At 53.0% G+C, this 16,228-nt stretch carries 17 protein-coding genes; 6 read left to right on the forward strand and 11 right to left on the reverse strand.

What is annotated here, in order from left to right; genetic code table 11:
* Positions 1–211: 211 nt before the first annotated feature.
* Positions 212–1,249: a M23 family metallopeptidase gene (locus tag AC2TF6_RS05890; RefSeq protein WP_491310297.1), complete on the reverse strand. Its 1,038-nt coding sequence runs from the start codon at positions 1,247–1,249 to the stop codon at positions 212–214.
* Positions 1,250–1,506: 257 nt separating this feature from the next.
* Between AC2TF6_RS05890 and lipA the strand changes: the two genes are divergently transcribed.
* Positions 1,507–2,391 (forward strand): lipoyl synthase, encoded by an 885-nt coding sequence (gene lipA, locus AC2TF6_RS05895; RefSeq protein WP_491310298.1) that lies wholly within the window; start codon positions 1,507–1,509, stop codon positions 2,389–2,391.
* A 32-nt stretch (positions 2,392–2,423) separates the two neighbouring features.
* Positions 2,424–3,176 (forward strand): YutD family protein, encoded by a 753-nt coding sequence (locus tag AC2TF6_RS05900; protein ID WP_491310299.1) that lies wholly within the window; start codon positions 2,424–2,426, stop codon positions 3,174–3,176.
* Between the two features lie 112 nt (positions 3,177–3,288).
* Here the strand turns inward: AC2TF6_RS05900 and AC2TF6_RS05905 are convergent, their stop codons facing one another.
* The 5 genes from AC2TF6_RS05905 to ylbJ all read right to left on the reverse strand — a co-directional run bounded on the left by AC2TF6_RS05905 (position 3,289) and on the right by ylbJ (position 8,306).
* A complete protein-coding gene (locus AC2TF6_RS05905; protein ID WP_491310300.1) occupies positions 3,289–3,642 on the reverse strand; it encodes a DUF3243 domain-containing protein in 354 nt (117 codons plus the stop codon).
* 462 nt (positions 3,643–4,104) lie between these two features.
* Positions 4,105–4,968 carry a CPBP family glutamic-type intramembrane protease gene (locus AC2TF6_RS05910; RefSeq protein ID WP_491310301.1) on the reverse strand — a complete coding sequence of 288 codons (864 nt, stop codon included), beginning with the start codon at positions 4,966–4,968 and terminating at the stop codon, positions 4,105–4,107.
* A 320-nt stretch (positions 4,969–5,288) separates the two neighbouring features.
* Positions 5,289–6,101 (reverse strand): NAD kinase, encoded by an 813-nt coding sequence (locus AC2TF6_RS05915; protein WP_491310302.1) that lies wholly within the window; start codon positions 6,099–6,101, stop codon positions 5,289–5,291.
* 11 nt (positions 6,102–6,112) lie between these two features.
* Positions 6,113–6,793 (reverse strand): PilZ domain-containing protein, encoded by a 681-nt coding sequence (locus tag AC2TF6_RS05920; RefSeq protein ID WP_491310303.1) that lies wholly within the window; start codon positions 6,791–6,793, stop codon positions 6,113–6,115.
* Positions 6,794–7,079: 286 nt separating this feature from the next.
* A complete protein-coding gene (ylbJ, locus tag AC2TF6_RS05925) occupies positions 7,080–8,306 on the reverse strand; it encodes a sporulation integral membrane protein YlbJ (RefSeq protein ID WP_491310304.1) in 1,227 nt (408 codons plus the stop codon).
* 345 nt (positions 8,307–8,651) lie between these two features.
* On the opposite strand from ylbJ, the gene AC2TF6_RS05930 reads away from it, so the two are divergent.
* Positions 8,652–9,038: a globin domain-containing protein gene (locus tag AC2TF6_RS05930; RefSeq protein WP_491310305.1), complete on the forward strand. Its 387-nt coding sequence runs from the start codon at positions 8,652–8,654 to the stop codon at positions 9,036–9,038.
* A 92-nt stretch (positions 9,039–9,130) separates the two neighbouring features.
* Here the strand turns inward: AC2TF6_RS05930 and AC2TF6_RS05935 are convergent, their stop codons facing one another.
* The 3 genes from AC2TF6_RS05935 to AC2TF6_RS05945 are packed head-to-tail and all read right to left on the reverse strand — an operon-like array spanning position 9,131 to position 10,702.
* Positions 9,131–10,246, reverse strand: coding sequence for a GGDEF domain-containing protein (locus tag AC2TF6_RS05935; protein ID WP_491310306.1), 1,116 nt, complete (start codon positions 10,244–10,246; stop codon positions 9,131–9,133).
* Positions 10,247–10,284: 38 nt separating this feature from the next.
* On the reverse strand, positions 10,285–10,521 hold the full coding sequence (locus AC2TF6_RS05940) for a hypothetical protein (protein ID WP_231392066.1): 237 nt from the start codon (positions 10,519–10,521) through the stop codon (positions 10,285–10,287).
* 4 nt (positions 10,522–10,525) lie between these two features.
* Positions 10,526–10,702 carry a YycC family protein gene (locus tag AC2TF6_RS05945; RefSeq protein ID WP_491310307.1) on the reverse strand — a complete coding sequence of 59 codons (177 nt, stop codon included), beginning with the start codon at positions 10,700–10,702 and terminating at the stop codon, positions 10,526–10,528.
* Between the two features lie 228 nt (positions 10,703–10,930).
* Between AC2TF6_RS05945 and AC2TF6_RS05950 the strand changes: the two genes are divergently transcribed.
* Entirely contained in the window at positions 10,931–12,733 is a 1,803-nt protein-coding gene (locus AC2TF6_RS05950; RefSeq protein WP_491310308.1) for a M3 family oligoendopeptidase, read from the forward strand.
* 202 nt (positions 12,734–12,935) lie between these two features.
* Here the strand turns inward: AC2TF6_RS05950 and AC2TF6_RS05955 are convergent, their stop codons facing one another.
* Positions 12,936–14,195: a methyl-accepting chemotaxis protein gene (locus AC2TF6_RS05955; RefSeq protein WP_491310309.1), complete on the reverse strand. Its 1,260-nt coding sequence runs from the start codon at positions 14,193–14,195 to the stop codon at positions 12,936–12,938.
* Positions 14,196–14,545: 350 nt separating this feature from the next.
* Between AC2TF6_RS05955 and AC2TF6_RS05960 the strand changes: the two genes are divergently transcribed.
* Positions 14,546–14,908, forward strand: a complete 363-nt coding sequence (locus AC2TF6_RS05960; protein WP_009673102.1) for a hypothetical protein — start codon at positions 14,546–14,548, stop codon at positions 14,906–14,908.
* Between the two features lie 78 nt (positions 14,909–14,986).
* On the opposite strand, the gene AC2TF6_RS05965 is transcribed toward AC2TF6_RS05960, so the two are convergent.
* Entirely contained in the window at positions 14,987–15,214 is a 228-nt protein-coding gene (locus AC2TF6_RS05965; RefSeq protein ID WP_009673104.1) for an alpha/beta-type small acid-soluble spore protein, read from the reverse strand.
* A gap of 289 nt (positions 15,215–15,503) precedes the next feature.
* Here AC2TF6_RS05965 and rnhA point away from each other — a divergent pair, with 289 nt between their 5' ends.
* Positions 15,504–16,145: a ribonuclease H gene (gene rnhA, locus AC2TF6_RS05970; protein WP_491310310.1), complete on the forward strand. Its 642-nt coding sequence runs from the start codon at positions 15,504–15,506 to the stop codon at positions 16,143–16,145.
* The last annotated feature ends 83 nt before the right edge of the window (positions 16,146–16,228 follow it).

The raw sequence follows: 16,228 nt of genomic DNA on the forward strand, positions 1-16,228 counted from the left end.
TATTACGGGCAGCTGTGGTTGACCGCCGTCATGCGGCGGCAAACACCGCGTGCCGGGAGCTTCGCGCGGTGCGAATAGCTGTGCGGTAAGCTTCTGTCGGGCTCGGCCCGTCTTTGCCGGCAAGGAACGCCGGGAACAGAACAGGCCCTCTCTTCAGAGAAGGCCTGTTTGTTGACTCATAGGGGCCGGCGGATGCGGAAGAGGGAGGGGGTCATTTCCCCGCCGCTCTTTTTTTAAATTCCTCGCGCTCCCATTTCTTCAGCGACGGGTAAGGGTCGAAGGGCCAGTCCGCCAGGCCCCTGTCCCGGTACATGCCGAAATGAAGGTGAGGCGGAAATTTACCGGAGGTACCGGGCTTTCCGTACCCCGAGCTGCCGACCCAGCCGACGACTTGTCCGGGCGCTACGACGTCGCCTTCCTTGATTTTTTTATCGAATCCGGAAAGGTGCGCGTAATAATGATAAATATTATCGAGATCGCGTATACCGATCCGCCAGCCTCCGTAAGGGTTCCAGCCCTTTACTTCTATGATGCCGTAGCTGGTGCTGCGCACCGGAACTCCGTATCCGGCGAACAAGTCCGTTCCCTCGTGGATACGAAAACCGCCCCAGCCCCGCCTCGCTCCCCATGTGCTGCGGTAGGAATATTCCGCCTTGACCGGAAAGGGGAAAGCATGCTCGTGAAGACTGAGTGTCCCGAATTTTTCGTAGATATCCGCAAATTGTTCAATGCGTTCGACGCTGCGCGTATTGGAATAATGCTCCCACAAGGCAATGCGGATATCTTCGGGATCGTTTCCGTGACGCAGCATCAGCCTGGCCATCGAGGCCAGACGATCAAGGTCGTTGCCGCGGTCGGCCAGACCGTCGCCCGACCCGTCCACTCCGACGCCGCCGAAAAAGGAGATGCTCCCCTGGTCGGTGTCTTCATGGTCGGGGTTAAGCATGCCGACCCAGGTGAGTTCGGGAAAGTCGATGTCGATAAGCCTTTCGGGAGTGTCTTTTTTGCGGCTTTTGTTCATCGTATATTCATAGCGGTTCACAGCTGCAAGCAGGGGCCACGGTATCCCTGTAATTTCACTTACCTTCTGCAGGAGCTCTTTGCGTTCGGCATCCGGCGGCTGCTGCGGTTTGGCGGCCGGAGGAGGCACCTTGACCGGCTCGGCTGCCGTCGCCGTGAGGGGGCCTGCCGCGAGGCACGCCGTTAATAAGCCCGCAAGCAGCCTTTTGGACGGCAGTATTCCTTTCATGCAATCACCTCTTCTTGGTGCTGATGACATTAGGATGTACAGGCTTGGTGGATTTATCCCGCAGAGGCCCAATTAAATGCCCGGCCGGAAGTGAAGAAAAGCGGCGTGGATTGTTTGTACATTCGTGCTATAATAAAAAAAGCCCGGCTTCTGTCAGGTTTCTTGCCTTGAATGAATTGGCGAGTATTCGGATCGGGAACGTTACAAGAAAAAACGCAAGGCCTTACAACCCTTGCGAACAAAAGGTGGAGCAAGCAATGGCAACTAAACCGTTACAGCGTAAGCCGGAATGGCTGAAAATAAAACTGAACACCGACGATAACTTTAAAGATTTGAAAAACATGATGCGTTCCAAAACGCTCCATACGGTATGTGAAGAAGCGAAATGCCCCAACATTCACGAATGCTGGGCGAATCGTACGGCCACTTTCATGATCCTCGGGGACATTTGTACCCGCGCCTGCCGTTTTTGCGCCGTTAAAACCGGCCTGCCGACCGAGCTCGACCTTCAAGAGCCGGAACGCGTAGCCGACGCCGCCGCTCAGATGGGGCTCAAACACTGCGTCGTAACGTCCGTTGCGCGCGATGATCTGAAAGACGGCGGCGCGACGATTTTCGCCGAGACGATCCGCGCCGTGCGGAGTAAAGTGCCGTTCTGCAGCATGGAAGTGCTGATTCCCGATTTTATGGGCGATGAAGCTTCCCTGCAGATCGTGATGGACGCGAAACCCGACATTCTGAACCACAACATCGAAACCGTTGAGCGCATGTCCGATCACGTCCGGGCCAAAGCCAAATACAGCCGCTCCCTTGAGCTGCTGGCGCGGGCGAAGAAGATGAACCCGGACATTCCGACGAAGTCCAGCATTATGATCGGGGTGGGCGAGGAGTGGGATGAAATCCTGCGGACCATGGACGATTTGCGCCGTCACGACTGCGACATTATGACGATCGGACAATACTTGCAGCCGACCAGAAAACATTTGGCCGTAGAAAAATATTATACGCCGGAGCAGTTCGCTCTGTTGAAGGAAGAAGGAATGAAGCGCGGATTCAAGCATGTGGAATCCGGCCCGCTCGTCCGCAGCTCGTACCATGCACATGAGCAGGTTCGATCGGCCTCACAGACGTCCGCTCCGTAACCGACGCCGGGATACAGGGGAGGAATTGGGACATGATTCATATCGGAGGCAGAGGGTACGAGCTGGTCACCGAACACCGGAACGGTTGGAATCAGGAAGTTTTCCGGGACCGTTACAGCGAAGTGCTCGAACGTTACGATTATATAGTGGGTGACTGGGGCTATAATCAGCTGCGCCTCAGAGGATTTTTCCGTGAGAATCACAGCAAAGCGGGCAAGGAATCTTCGATTGTCTATCTTCAGGATTATTTGAACGAATACTGCAACTTCGGATGCGCTTATTTTATTCTTGAAAAGCTTCCGGGCAAGCATACCCCGCCCGAACAGACGGAGGAAGAAGCTGCGGCGGAGGGAACTCCCAAGCCTTCCAGACATCAGGGCCAGGGACAGGGTACTTCCAGAGCGGAGGCCAAGCAGGAGTCCCGTGAAGGCAAAAGCGATACCCGGGAGCCGCGTGCCGACCATAAGCAGGAGGCTAGAGAATCCCGGCAGGAGCAGAGAGGCTCTTCGAACCGCTCTCAGCGCCAGCAGGACGGTGGCCGTGCGGATGCCCAGGTTTCCCAGAAGCAGGGCAAACCGCGTCCGCCCAGACAGCCCCGCGGGGATCAGCAGCGCGGTGAGCGTTCGACCGACGGCAAGCCGCACAATCAGCGTCAGGGCGGCGGTCAGGGCCAGAACAACAACCAGAACAACAACCAGAACAACAACCAGAACAACAACCGTCCTAAGCCTTCCCAAGCGGCCGAAACTCCGGCTCCGCCAACCGGTCCGGAATCTTCCGAATAATTCAGATTGCCAAGCAAAAGCAAAACCCTCTGTTTGTCCTTATTTACGCATAAGGACAAACAGAGGGTTTTTATATGTGTGCCCTTCCGGCAAAGGGCATGTCCGGCAACAATCAGTTTGCTTTGTTCGCTTTTTGAGCCAGGCGGACCAGCATGTGAGCGAGCATATGACGCTCTTCGTCGCGGCCTACATTCCATAGCTCTCTGAGCAGATTTTCCTCCGCATTGCGGGGTTCCTCGTGAGCAGCCAGGTAGCCTGCTACTTTCTCGGCCGTTTTGGCGAGCTGCTCTTCACCCAGACCGAGGCTTTCACCCAGGTGGACGCGGCTTCCCAGGTAAGATTTGAACTTCTCGAAGTTTTTCAGAATCTGATCTTTCTCACCCGTATCCATGCGATTCATGACATCATTTACTTTACCTGTATCCAAAGTTCCGTTTTTGTCGACCATATGATTTTGTTCTGTCATCGTTAACGCCTCCTTGTATAAGGCTAGTATAATGTTACAAGTGATCCTTACCCTCAGGATTTTAGGTTGAATCGGTGCGGGCTTTTTTTGGGGCGGATATCGTATTGACTTGTCGTACGGCATTCCTGTGGATTAGTTAAGAACAGCGGAATCAGCCATCGCCCCAGGCGCCTATCCGGCTTTGAGTTTACTCTGTGCTTTCTTAAAAGCACAGCACGGTTTTTAGGTAGCTCCCGTAGCTGCCGGTTTATGAAAAGACGGAGAAAGAGCATGCTCATTCTCCGTCATTTTTTATTACCCATAAAAAAGAGATCGAGATTACTCATGAATCCAAACACGTTAAACGGCTGAATTACGATAAGCATTTACACGTTTTAGCCCTATACGTCCGAGGAGCTTTTTACAGACAGACTTCCACCTAAAAAACTGTACCTTCAATTGTTAGTACAATTGGGGTGCAGTTTACAACCGCCTCACGCTCATCGGTTTCCTCGAAATGAACCATGCCGCTGTTAGTAAGGCAAGAGCTACTAAAATCCCCGACTCTCCCGTCCAGAGCAGTACATTCTCACCTTTGGAGAATGAATCGAAGACGTCCTGGATCACGGCATTCCAGGAGGCATGCAGGAAGAACGCAGGCCATACACTGCCGGTTGTTAGCCGCAGACGCCCAAGAATGTAACTGAAGGAGGTGACCGAAATCATAAATAAAAAAACGGAGAGAGCGAGGTAGGGACCGGAATAATAATTCCCGGCAATCATCAAGGGAAGATGCCATATTCCCCAGATGATCCCGCTGGTCAGCATCGGGTAGGGAACGCGGGCGTCCATCAGCCGAGGGAGCATATAGCCCCGCCAGCCAAGCTCCTCTCCGACACTGCCGATGAGGCCTACGATTGTGCCGACAACCATTTGTGTGAGCAAAAGTCCCAGAAATATAACTACAGGTGGGGCCTTTATGTATGTGTCCGGTGTGACGTATTGTACCAGTCCCGTAATCCAAGCAATCCCGTACGCAACCAGGCCGATGGCTACCGGAAACAGCAGTATAAAAGGCAAAGTCTTCAGTGTACGCCGTCCTCCGACCCGCAGGGAAATATCCGCTATGCCTTCATGCAGCAGCAAACGGGTGAAGATGGAGGACAAGCCGGGTGTCCACATCAGGAACAGGACAAAGATCGGGTATTTCATAGTCAGCACATAGCCAAGCATGGAAAGAGGGATGAGTATTGCGAAGAAAACGAGAAGTCCCTTCCTGGCCAAACGAATACGCTCCTTCTCCTCTCCTGACTCTCTGGCGGGCGTGCTGTCAAAGTTACTTATCATGATTGCAGCTCCTTTTTCAAAATATGTATAACCATTTAGAAGTATAGCAATCGCTCCGCTCTGATCAGAACAAGCTCAAGTCCAGACTTTCTCCTAGGCTCCAGCCCAGTATGAATGAGAATACAGTAATGGACATATCGTTGAAAATTCAGCAAACGGCAGCCGAGGGAAATTCCTTGGTGGCGGAAAGCCAGACCGGACGTCGTAAATCATAAACCGAAACCAAGCACAAAAAAAACGGGACGTTCCGGCAGCGTAAGCTTGCCGGGAACGTCCCGTTCGCTATTTGCGGGAGCCGTCTGGGGCACCCGTGAAAAACATTATTGAAATTCTTGGCCGATGAACGCTTCGCGGACCCGGTTCCAGAACGGGAACGGGCGGTAGCGGGCGAATTTCACCTTCAGATTCGGGCTCACCCGGCACCGGATCGACTCCACATCGCTGCGCTGCACATATTGATAATCGAACGCCAGGTAAACCGGGTGCTTCGATTTGGGGTAAATGTCGCAGTGGTGATGCATCGGAAGCAGCATCGGCGAGCCGAGCGTCCGGTAGACGCGGTTGTTGATGGACGCAATCTCGGCAATCTGGATAGCGGCCAGAGACGGATGCACGATGGCGCCACCCAGACTTTTGTTGTAAGCGGTGCTGCCCGATGGAGTGGACACGCAAATGCCGTCTCCGCGGAACATCTCGAACATTTCATCGTTGATGTCGATTTGGGCGACAAGTGTGTTCTCGATTCCTTTTAACGTGAATTCATTTAAAGCCAGACGCTGCTCTACACCTTGGGAAGAATGAATTTCAATTTCCAGAATAGGGTATTGAACAATGCGCATGTCCTGATTGATTTCTCCGTTATGCATAAGCTCTACCAGGTAATCGAGCTGGTCGGGTTTCCAGTCGGCAAAAAAACCGAGATGCCCGGTATGAATGCCCACAAAAGAAATACGGTCCAGCTTATCCGCAAATTGGTGGAAGGCGATCAGCATGGTGCCGTCTCCGCCTATGGATACAACAACCTCGGGTTCCTGTTCGTCGAGCTCCATGCCGTATTGTCCGGCCAATTCGTGGAAACGGCGGGCCAGACCGGCGGATACATCATCCTGACGCTGCACTAAGAAATATTTCAACACGGTTCCTCCTAAGAAGATGTTTGTTCGCAATAGGTATCAATGAGATTCAATGACGAAATCGGAACGTCATGAAATTCAATGCCGACGCGATAAGAATCGCTGCTGAAGGGCGTGCTGCTCCGAACTTCGCCTGTCAGGAGAAGCGGAGCTTCAACTTCAGGCAAATGGAAGGATAATTCCAACATTAGGGATTCGATCATCCTGTGCGGAGTGATCATAGAAGTGCCGCTTCGGCTGATTTCCAGAAGCTGCCCAATAAAGGCGGGCGTTTCCTCGGCGGAACGCTGCCGGGCTCCGATCACACAGCATGTGGCGTTCGTGTGCGGAGGCAGAGGCTTCCTGCAGTGCCTGCGGTTTTGATAGGAGTACAGCTCCTGCGGAGAGACGAGCTTCAGCACGCAAGAGGAGACTCCCGGGTCAAGCTGTACAAGATCGACAAAAGAATAGTAATTGATCCCCTGATCCTGGAAGGAGAATTCGATAAAAGAAATCTGCTCCAGCTTATCAAGCGGATTGGCGAGATCAAAATATACATGCACCGAAAAAAAGTCCAAGCCGGCTTCGCGCAAAACCACGCGGGTTTCCAAGCAAAAGGGCTGACCATCGGCGGTTTCTCCGACAATGATCAGCTTGCATTCCGTTTTCGGTACGAGAATATGTTGGGTCAGCGCATACGTCCAATTCATCATTATCACCATGGTTCCGTGCGGCGGCATCCAGATTAGGTACACTCATTCATAACGAACCTTCTTTTCTCATAATAATCAATTACGGCCGATAACACAATGCTTAGACCCTGTAAAGCTTTACTGGAAAGAGCAGCGGCGGGGATGCTTATTTGCTCGGACGCCCATAATTCGCCGTTTCCGCGCCGAAGGCTGAGGTTTCTTACGATGCGGCAAGGCTGCCGAGGCTTCGGCTGACCGTTCACTTTTTGCAAGGCCGATTCATAAGATGAATTGACAGAATATTCTTTCAAACAGTTCGTTTCAGGAAGGAGTGAAGAAGATAAAGCGAGAATAAAATGAACAGGGAACCAGCGAAGACAACGAAAGAGAGCGGAAAAAGCGTCAGCCATCCGGTACCGCCGTCCGTTCCGAATTTTCCGGCAGGCAGGGTGTTCTCCAGAAGAACTCCGATGGGCCGCATCGGTTTCCACAGCACAAACACAAGCAGCGAAGCGAGTAAACTATGCAGAATGCGGGCCGTCAAAAATGGCGCGTAACGCATGTTCGTCTGGCTCAGGACGCTCACGATCTGGGCATGAACGGATAGCCCTCCCCAGGAAAGAATGAAGGCGGCCGCGGCTGTCTTGAATACGAGCAGGGTCGAATCACCCATGCTGCCTGCCGCTTTGGCGCCGAGCGTAACTTCGAACGTGCCCCCGATCAGCGCATCTGAGAGGGCCGGAGGAAGTTGAAGTACGCTTAGGAACATGCGCAGCAGCCCGGAGAGCATGTGAATGACACCGCTCAGGGTTAGCATTTCAAGTACGACGGAGAAAAAAACGACGAGGCTGCCCAGCAGAAAAATCAGGTTCAGCGAATTCCGAACCCCTTGGGCCAGCAAAGTGCCGAAAGGCCGTCCGTCTTCCAGCCGGGCCTTGTGCATCGCTTTGAAGGCGCGGGCCCAGACGGACGAACGATTGCCTGCGGCAGCACGCGGAGCGGGCGTTGAAGGAGCCCCTCTTCCATGGAACCGCATCAGAAAGCCGACAAGCAGGGCGCCCCCGTAATGGGCGGCCGCGAGCACGGCGGCGAGGGAAGCGTCATGGAAGAAGCCGACGCAGACGGCTCCGATGAGGAAGATGGGATCGGAGCTCGTCGTGAAGGCGACAAGGCGCTCGCCTTCCTCCCGGTTGACGAGCCTGTCCTTCCAGAGCTGCGAAGTCAGCTTCGCTCCGACCGGATAGCCGGAGGCGAAGCCCATGGCCACCACGAATCCGCCGATTCCGGGTATACGAAAAACGGGACGCATCATGGGATCGAAGATCATTCCGAAGAAATGGACGATTCCGAATCCGAGAAGCACCTCGGAAATAACGAAGAAAGGGAATAAGGCCGGAAAGAGCACGCCCCACCAGATGGCGACGCCGTGAAACGCAGCCGCAAGACTTTCACGGGGATAGGCAACCATAAGCGCAGCGATGCCGATGATCAGGACACACAAAGGAATAAGGGTAAAGACGGAACGCCTCGACATGGGGTTTGTACACCTCCTCCCTAACGTATATGTGCGCAGGGAGAGAAACATGTTTTTTGTAAGCGTATACTTATGTTTTTCGAAAACACTGGAAGTTGAACTTAAGTATGGTACAATGGTACTAAACCTGGTTTTTCATCCTGTAACCGTGGGAGTGAAACTTATGGCTGGAGTAATTTCTGGACTGCTGGTATGCTTTTTTGTTTACGTGATAAGGGAAGCCCTTATAAATGCGGCGGAAGACGATCTGGAAGGATATTGAGCCGAGCAGTCAGGTCTGTTTAGCGCCGGTGTCCTCAGGTTAATCTGCGCCGACGATTTTAGTTGCCAAAGGATGACCTCAGCATGAATATCAATGATTCAACGACAACGCTGTACGAGCGCATGGGCGGGGAGCCTGTCCTTCGCAGGCTGGTGGAAGCCTTCTATCCGAAAGTACAGGAGAATCCGCTGCTCGGTCCTCTGTTTCCGGAGGATATCCGTCCGGTGATGGAGAAACAAATTCAGTTTCTCACCCAATTTTTCGGAGGGCCCATGCTTTATACGATGGAGCACGGACATCCGATGATGCGGGCGCGCCATATGCCTTTTCCCGTTACGAGAGACAGGGCGGATGCCTGGCTGTCCTGCATGCGCGAGGCTGCCCGGGAAATCGGTCTTCCCGATGATTTGGCGGGGATCCTGCTTGCAAGATTGCAGGCGCCGGCCTATCATTTCGTGAATCAGGAATAAGGGGAAGAACACGTCCGGCAGGAATGCTCCTCTAGCCCTTTAAAATTTCAAAACGCTTATTGAAACACGCATGCTCTCTTTCGCATGGTACTTCAATAAGCGTTTTGTTGTTCCAGGAGCGCAGGCTCCGGAGATTCGCTGCACAGGGTAATCCTGTTTTTACCCGTATTTTTGGAGATATACAGGGCACGGTCCGCTTCATCGATCAGCAGCTGCAGATCCGCAGCGGCATCCGCGGCGGCAGAAATGCCGATCGAGACGGTGACGGGCGTCGTTTCCGCATGCTCGAACGGATAAGCCGCAACGGCAAGCCGGATTTTCTCGGCATATTCCCGCAGCTTGACGGGATCGGTCTCCGTGCTCATAAGGATGAATTCCTCGCCCCCGTAACGGGCGATGTAATCGTGCTCCGCGACCACATTCTTAAGCAGGCGTCCCGTTTCCCGGAGAAGCTGATCCCCGTGAAGGTGGCCCCAGCAGTCGTTATACTGCTTGAAATTGTCGATGTCGATCATAAAAATGGAAACCGCACGGAAGCCGAGCGTTCGTCCCGCTATTTCAAAAAAGCTCCTCAGATTCGGGAGCCCCGTAAGCAGATCCTGGCTTGCTTTCATCTCGAGTTTGCGCTGGGTCAGCCACTTGGCGTTTTCGTCGTTGCTCATCCCGATCAGGAGGCAGACGGAGGCAGCCGACACGACGGACATAAACAGCAGCGGGTACGATTCGCTCAGCGCGTGTCCTCCCGTATGCACGGCCGCGTAAATGACGACCTGGGTCAGGAACAGGAGCACGCTGATTTTCAACCCCGCCCGGATCGGGATCAGCTTGCTGCCGGTCCTGAATTCCGAACGATGAAAGCCCGAACTGAGAACAGCCGGGATAATCAAGCTTTGCAGCGTCTGCATCATCCACATGGAATCTTCCGCCGTCAGGAAGCCATAGATCGTGGGGAGCAGGGTGGAGAACAAGGCGTTGCCGAGCCCGTAGCGGAGCCCCGCCATGACGACGGGAAGGTAGCGCAGGTCTACGGCGCCCGTATCCAGCGAGAGCGGCTGCTGCATCAGCAAAATACAGGCCAGGCCGGTCAGTACGGGTGAAGCTATTTTTTCATAATTTTCAAAAAAATGCATGCGCTGTATTTTCAGCGCCAGATAGCTGAGGGTGACCAGGGTACAAGCAATGGTGAGGGCAACCAGATATTCACTCAAGCGGAACCACTCCTCGTTATTGCAATGGATGGCTCGTCTTACCGTTTTCTGAAAGGCCGGTCCGCAAGCAAATAATCCGTGTCCGTGTCCACCAGCGTCACTTTCTCACGGCAGCAGGGAAACACAAGAAGTCTTTTCTTGCCTTCATGGATCGGAAGTAAGTCTTTGGTCCTTAAAGGCAGGAGAACGTTAGATTGGCTGCAGAACGGGCATTCGGCTACATAAATATCTTTCAAAACGGTTTCATAAGGCCATGTATGACTAAAAGGAAGCATCATTTTACTTCGTTTCACTTTCGGAATCCGGTGCCGGATCTTTATCGGGCATGGACGAAGCGAGCTCGGCCAGCTTTTGCAGCAAAATATGCTGGGGCATGTGCATCAGGTGCTCGAGCGGTACGCCCAGGTGCTTGGCAAGCTTCACCGCCGTGTCCGGAGAAATGTTCAAGGGTTTCATTAGACCTATCCTTTCTTCGGGAAAAATGGTTCTTTTTATCTATTGATAGCATATTTCTTAGGAAGAAGCAATTGGGTGAATAAACGGTCCCTCTTCCATACTGTATCCTATCAGGGGTCCTCTCACAACAAGGCGGAAGACCCTTCTTTTGTTTGAAGGAGGTTTATGGTTTAATGTTACCGTAGGTCAATTTGCTCTTTACCCTCTAATCGGAAAGGTGGATTACACATGCATACACCGTTGAATCAGACTTGGGATCTGGACGTATTTTTCCCGGGCGGCAGCGAATCTCCCCAGTTTGCCTCGTTTCTGAACGACCTGGACGGCGATATCGCCGCATTCCGCGCCAGTCTCGAGAAAGCGTCGTCCCCTCAAACCGCCGGCGATTCGGCTGACTTTAAGGCGCTAATAGATCAGTATCAGGGCATCTTAAAACGGATTCGTGAAGCGGATTCATTCGTAGGCTGCCTCGCGGCCGATAATCAGAAGGATAAGAAAGCCGTCCAGCTCGGCGGTAAAGTGAAAACGCTCTATGCCGATTTCCTGGCATCTCTGACCCGTCTGGACCCTGTGATCACGGGAACGCCGGATGACGTCTGGAGCGCTCTGCTTGAGCAGGAAGGTCTCCGCGAGATCGCGTTTTCCCTGAACGAGCGCAGAACGCAGGCGAAAGAGAAGCTTCCGCCGGAGCAGGAAGCGCTGATCAGCGACTTGGCCGTTGACGGCTATCACGGCTGGAACGACCTTTACAACACGACGGTGGGCCAGTTCCGTATGGTGGTGGAAGAAAACGGCGAGCGCCAGGAGCTGTCGGCGGGCCAGGCCTTTAACCGCCTGCATACGCCGGAGCTTGCGAAGCGCACCGAGCTTTTCAACCAGTGGGAAGAGGCATGGGCCGAGAAAGCCGACTTTGCGGCGGAGGCTCTCAATCATATCGCCGGCTTCAGGCTGCAGGTTTACAAACAGCGCGGCTGGGATTCCGTACATAAAGAACCGCTTGAAATTAACCGCATGAGCAAGCAGACGCTCGATGTGATGTGGGACGTCATTACCCGCAATAAGGGCGTGCTCGTCGATTATCTGAACCGCAAAGCACAGCTGCTGGGCCTTGAAAAGCTGGCGTGGGCGGATGTGGACGCCCCTCTGGAAGGCGGAACGAAGACCATCGGCTACGACGAAGGCGCCAAGCTGATCGTCGACCAGTTCCGCGACTTCAGCCCGCGTCTGGCGGATTATGCCGCGGAAGCGTTCGAGAACCGCTGGATCGAAGCGGAAGACCGCGCAGGCAAGCGTCCGGGCGGCTTCTGTACGTCGTTCCCGCTGGCGAAGCAGACGCGCATTTTCATGACCTACAGCGGAACACTGAACAACCTGTCCACGCTCGCTCACGAGCTCGGCCACGGCTTCCATCAGTATCTGATGGATGATATGCCGGCGCTGGCCCAGGAATACGCCATGAACGTGGCGGAGACGGCTTCCACCTTCGCGGAGCTGATCGTCTCCGACGCGGCTGTAAAAGCGGCTGTCAGCGACGAGGAGCGCATCGTCCTGCTGGAAGACAAAATTCAGCGCGCGGTCGCGTTCTTCATGAACATTCACGCCCGGTTTATTTTCGAGACCAACTTCTACGACGAGCGCCGAAAAGGTCTCGTAAGCGCAGACCGCCTCAGCGAACTGATGGTCCAGGCGCAGAAAGAAGCGTTCAACGATTCGCTCAGCGCTTATCACCCTCATTTCTGGGCGGCGAAGCTGCACTTCTACGCGACGGATGTGCCGTTCTACAACTTCCCGTATACGTTCGGTTTCCTGTTCAGCGCGGGCATTTATGCGCGTGCGCTCGAAGAAGGAACCGCGTTCGAGGACAAATACGCGGCGCTTCTCCGGGATACCGGCAGCATGACGGTCGAAGAGCTGGCTCATAAGCATCTCGGCGTCGATCTGACCCAGCCGGATTTCTGGCAGAGCGCGGTCGATACCGTTATCGAAGACGTGAACGAATTCATGCGCCTGACGGAAGGCAAAGTGAAGTAAAACCGTTCCTTGCAGCCCAAAGAACCTTTACATCCACAAATTGTGGATGTAAAGGTTCTTTTTACATGAACACGCCGGCGGATCGGGATTAAACTTTCTCAAGATGACTTTTGCTGCTGTCATTACACGGCCGCTGTATCCCAGGCCCGGTTTTGTGCTCGGCCAAGTCTCTATTTTAACTCAAACAAGTTTCTATTTTAACTCAAAATTTAAAAATTTGTATCGTCTGCTCCAGCTGTTTGACGGAACGTGTCATTTGTTCGCACCGGCTCACCATTTCGAGAACGCCGCTGATCTGCTCGTTCATCGAAGCGGACACTTCCTCCGTTCCCGCAGCGGACTGCTCGGTAATGGCGGAGATGTTCTCCATCGTTGCGGAAATTTGACGTGCGCCTGCCAGCATATGGTCGCTCTCTCCGGCAAATTCTCCGATCCGGTCGGAAATAAAACGGACGGCGTTAAAAATATCGGAGAAAACGGCCTCGGTGTCCCGGATCAGCTCCGTCTGTCTGCCGACTGCTTCCTCATTTACTTCGATATGAGACAGCGCCTGACGAATGCCGGATTCGATGGCCGTCACCAGCCCGAACACTTCCCGCGTCTGGGTCGTCGCTTCTTCGGCCAGCTTCCTCACCTCCTGCGCAACTACGGCAAATCCCCGCCCCTGTTCCCCCGCTCTTGCCGCTTCTATTGACGCGTTCAGCGACAATAGGTTGGTTTGTTCGGCAATTTCCGAGATCGCCTTGGTGATTTTGGAGATTCCTGCGGTTTGTTCCGCAAGCGTGCGAATCGTGTCGGAAACGCGCGCGGTAGCTTCGACATTTCTTTTCATGCCCTGCCCCTGTATTTCGACAGCTTCACGGCCTTTGTCTACAAGCGACAGCATTTGCTCCGAACGGGCATTCATCGTTTTGGTCGACCCCGCGAAGTTCGAAACCTTCTGCTCGATATCTTTCGTAGAGACGGAGATGGTGGAGACTTCTTCCGAAATCTGTCCGGCTCCCGAGGCGAGCTCCTGGGCGGAAACCGTCACCTGCTGAAGAACGTCCTTAAGCTGCAAGTTCTGGGAATAGATGCTTTGGCTCGTATCGGCGACTTGTCTCGTGATGGCTCCGGTTTCGCCCAAAATGCCGCGCAGCTTGTCGATCATGCTGTTGAAGGAACGTCCGAGATCGCCCAAGGCATCGTCCGTTGCCGCATCCACCTTGCGGGAGAAATCGCCTTTGGAGATGTTGAGAGCCGCGCGGGTAAGGTCTTCGACCGGTTCTGTAAGCGCTCTCTCGAACCAGCGGACGAAAGGGAAACTTGCAGCCAGCATAACCGCGAGAAAAATAAAGCCGATCAAGCGGTTGGAACCCGGAAGCAGGAGAAGGAGAAGCAGCACCGCGGAATAAACGGCGATCAAGCCGTAACAGCCGGCCAGCAGCTTGCTTTTGAAGGAGAGAGACGACCAGTTCTTCATACTTAACGCTCCTATAGACAGAGTAAATTCAAAATGTAACATATTTCCTGCCGCCATTATATCACCGTGTTTTATAAGGGTCTATAGTTTTATTTGGTGTAAAAAAGGTGAGTGAAAAGACCTAGAAAAGAAATGGGAATATAGGTCCTAAAATAAATTTTATCTTAATTTTAGAAGGAAAAACCATATGAAATGTGACTTTTAGGCGGATTTTAGCGAGAAAAAGATTGAAAAAAATAAAATTAATGTAAAATTTTGTTGTATTGGATCTAAAGACACATTATACTGTGGCTACATACCTAGAACATACAAATTCATACCATTTTAAGAGGGACATAAGGGGGAAAATCATGATTATTGAACCGATTTCATTGGTGCGTCAGGTTGAAATTGTATTTACCGAGCTTCGGCAGGAATTGAGCGAGTTAAACTCGGGAACGGTCTTTTTGCAGATCCGCAACAATGCGGTCGGAAAGTTCGGCGTCCGGCATAATCCTCTCGAAGGAAGGGACGGGGTTGTGCAGAAGAGCGGGACGGGTCTGGCGGAATCCCAGTGGCAGGCTTTCCGGAAGCTTGCGCTGGATTCCCTGAAGTACAAAGTGAATTGGACGCACGGGGAAATTACGTTTGATTTCACGGTAAAGAAAGAAACGCTGTATGCCAGCGTCATGTTCGAATCGAACTATAACATGTCCAGCCTCATCCGCGGATAAAGACGTTTAAAACAAGCAAAAAGGTGGCTGTTTCGGCCACCTTTTTTGGTCGTGCTTAAGTATGTTTGAATCAGACGATTAACGTCCCAGTTTGCCTGCCAGCTGTTGCTCGGCGATTTGAACCAGTCTGCGAGTGATGTGTCCACCGATCGCGCCTGTGTCGCGAGTAGCCATGTAACCGTAGTAGCCGTCTTGAGGGATTTGAATACCAAGCTCTTGAGCGACTTCGTATTTCAGCTGGTCCAAAGCTTGGTTAGCTTGTGGAACAACCAGTGTGTTGCTGCTGCGGGATTGTCCTGCACCCATTGATATCACCTCCTTCGGTAATGGGTAGTATGAACCGTTTTGTTAAAAATACTCATGCCTGAAAAAAATATTTTAACTTGTCGAAAAGAGTCTGGATAGAGGTGTATAAATAGGTAGAAAAAGTCGAAAGCGTCAAAAAAGGAAAAGAAAAGAGGGTCTTTATGAAGGGCGGCAAGGAGGCTTTATGAACGGGCGGAGCCCCGTCATTTTGTGATAAACTATAGGCCGGGGATCGGACAGATACGCACGTAGTCCGGAACGACCCCTTTGCATGGAAAGGAAGGGAAGTATGGCCGAGAAAAAGTTTTATGTGGTATGGGTGGGCAGAACCCCGGGAATTTATTCGACTTGGGCCCAGTGCAAGGAGCAGACCGATGCGTTCCCGCAGGCCAAATACAAGTCGTATCCGACGGAAGCCGAGGCGCGGGCCGCTTTCGAACGCGGCTGGCAGAAGTCGCTTGATTTCGGAGCGAAGAAAAAGTCCGCGGGAGCGGGGGGATCAGGGAAATCCGAGGCGCCTCCGGAGGTGGATTACGACAGCATTTCCGTCGATGTGGGCTGTTCCGGCAATCCCGGAATCGTGGAATACAAAGGCGTGGATACGAAGACGGGCGAAGTGATTTTCTACAGAGGGCCGATTTCCAAAGGGACGAACAATATGGGGGAGTTTCTCGCCATCGTTCATGCTCTCGCCTATCTGCAGAAGCAGGGAAGCGGCAAGACCATTTATACGGATTCGATGACCGCCCTCAGCTGGCTCCGCAAAAAAGAGGTCGCTTCCAATCTGGTCAGGGATGCTTCGACCGAAGAAATATGGACCTTGGTAGACCGCGCGCTTGAGTGGATCCGCACCAACACATACACCAATAAAATCGTGAAATGGGATACTAAAAAATGGGGCGAAATCAAGGCCGATTTCGGCCGTAAATAAGCCAGGCTCTTAGTCCGGAATGCTATCCGGGCTGAGAGCTTTTTTAGTTTGCGCGCAAAAAGGGCGTCTCGGAACCTGCGCAA

This window comes from Paenibacillus sp. JNUCC 35 (assembly GCF_058269095.1).

What these genes read in the sequence shown, in the direction of transcription:
- rnhA (WP_491310310.1), top strand. Translation starts at nt 15,504, where the DNA reads ATGGCCGAGAAAAAGTTTTATGTGGTATGGGTGGGCAGAACCCCGGGA.
- AC2TF6_RS05905 (WP_491310300.1), bottom strand. Translation starts at nt 3,642, where the DNA reads ATGACAGAACAAAATCATATGGTCGACAAAAACGGAACTTTGGATACA.
- AC2TF6_RS05965 (WP_009673104.1), bottom strand. Translation starts at nt 15,214, where the DNA reads ATGGGTGCAGGACAATCCCGCAGCAGCAACACACTGGTTGTTCCACAA.
- AC2TF6_RS05930 (WP_491310305.1), top strand. Translation starts at nt 8,652, where the DNA reads ATGAATATCAATGATTCAACGACAACGCTGTACGAGCGCATGGGCGGG.
- AC2TF6_RS05940 (WP_231392066.1), bottom strand. Translation starts at nt 10,521, where the DNA reads ATGCTTCCTTTTAGTCATACATGGCCTTATGAAACCGTTTTGAAAGAT.
- AC2TF6_RS05920 (WP_491310303.1), bottom strand. Translation starts at nt 6,793, where the DNA reads ATGATGAATTGGACGTATGCGCTGACCCAACATATTCTCGTACCGAAA.
- AC2TF6_RS05910 (WP_491310301.1), bottom strand. Translation starts at nt 4,968, where the DNA reads ATGATAAGTAACTTTGACAGCACGCCCGCCAGAGAGTCAGGAGAGGAG.
- lipA (WP_491310298.1), top strand. Translation starts at nt 1,507, where the DNA reads ATGGCAACTAAACCGTTACAGCGTAAGCCGGAATGGCTGAAAATAAAA.
- ylbJ (WP_491310304.1), bottom strand. Translation starts at nt 8,306, where the DNA reads ATGTCGAGGCGTTCCGTCTTTACCCTTATTCCTTTGTGTGTCCTGATC.
- AC2TF6_RS05955 (WP_491310309.1), bottom strand. Translation starts at nt 14,195, where the DNA reads ATGAAGAACTGGTCGTCTCTCTCCTTCAAAAGCAAGCTGCTGGCCGGC.
- AC2TF6_RS05890 (WP_491310297.1), bottom strand. Translation starts at nt 1,249, where the DNA reads ATGAAAGGAATACTGCCGTCCAAAAGGCTGCTTGCGGGCTTATTAACG.
- AC2TF6_RS05945 (WP_491310307.1), bottom strand. Translation starts at nt 10,702, where the DNA reads ATGAAACCCTTGAACATTTCTCCGGACACGGCGGTGAAGCTTGCCAAG.
- AC2TF6_RS05900 (WP_491310299.1), top strand. Translation starts at nt 2,424, where the DNA reads ATGATTCATATCGGAGGCAGAGGGTACGAGCTGGTCACCGAACACCGG.
- AC2TF6_RS05950 (WP_491310308.1), top strand. Translation starts at nt 10,931, where the DNA reads ATGCATACACCGTTGAATCAGACTTGGGATCTGGACGTATTTTTCCCG.
- AC2TF6_RS05960 (WP_009673102.1), top strand. Translation starts at nt 14,546, where the DNA reads ATGATTATTGAACCGATTTCATTGGTGCGTCAGGTTGAAATTGTATTT.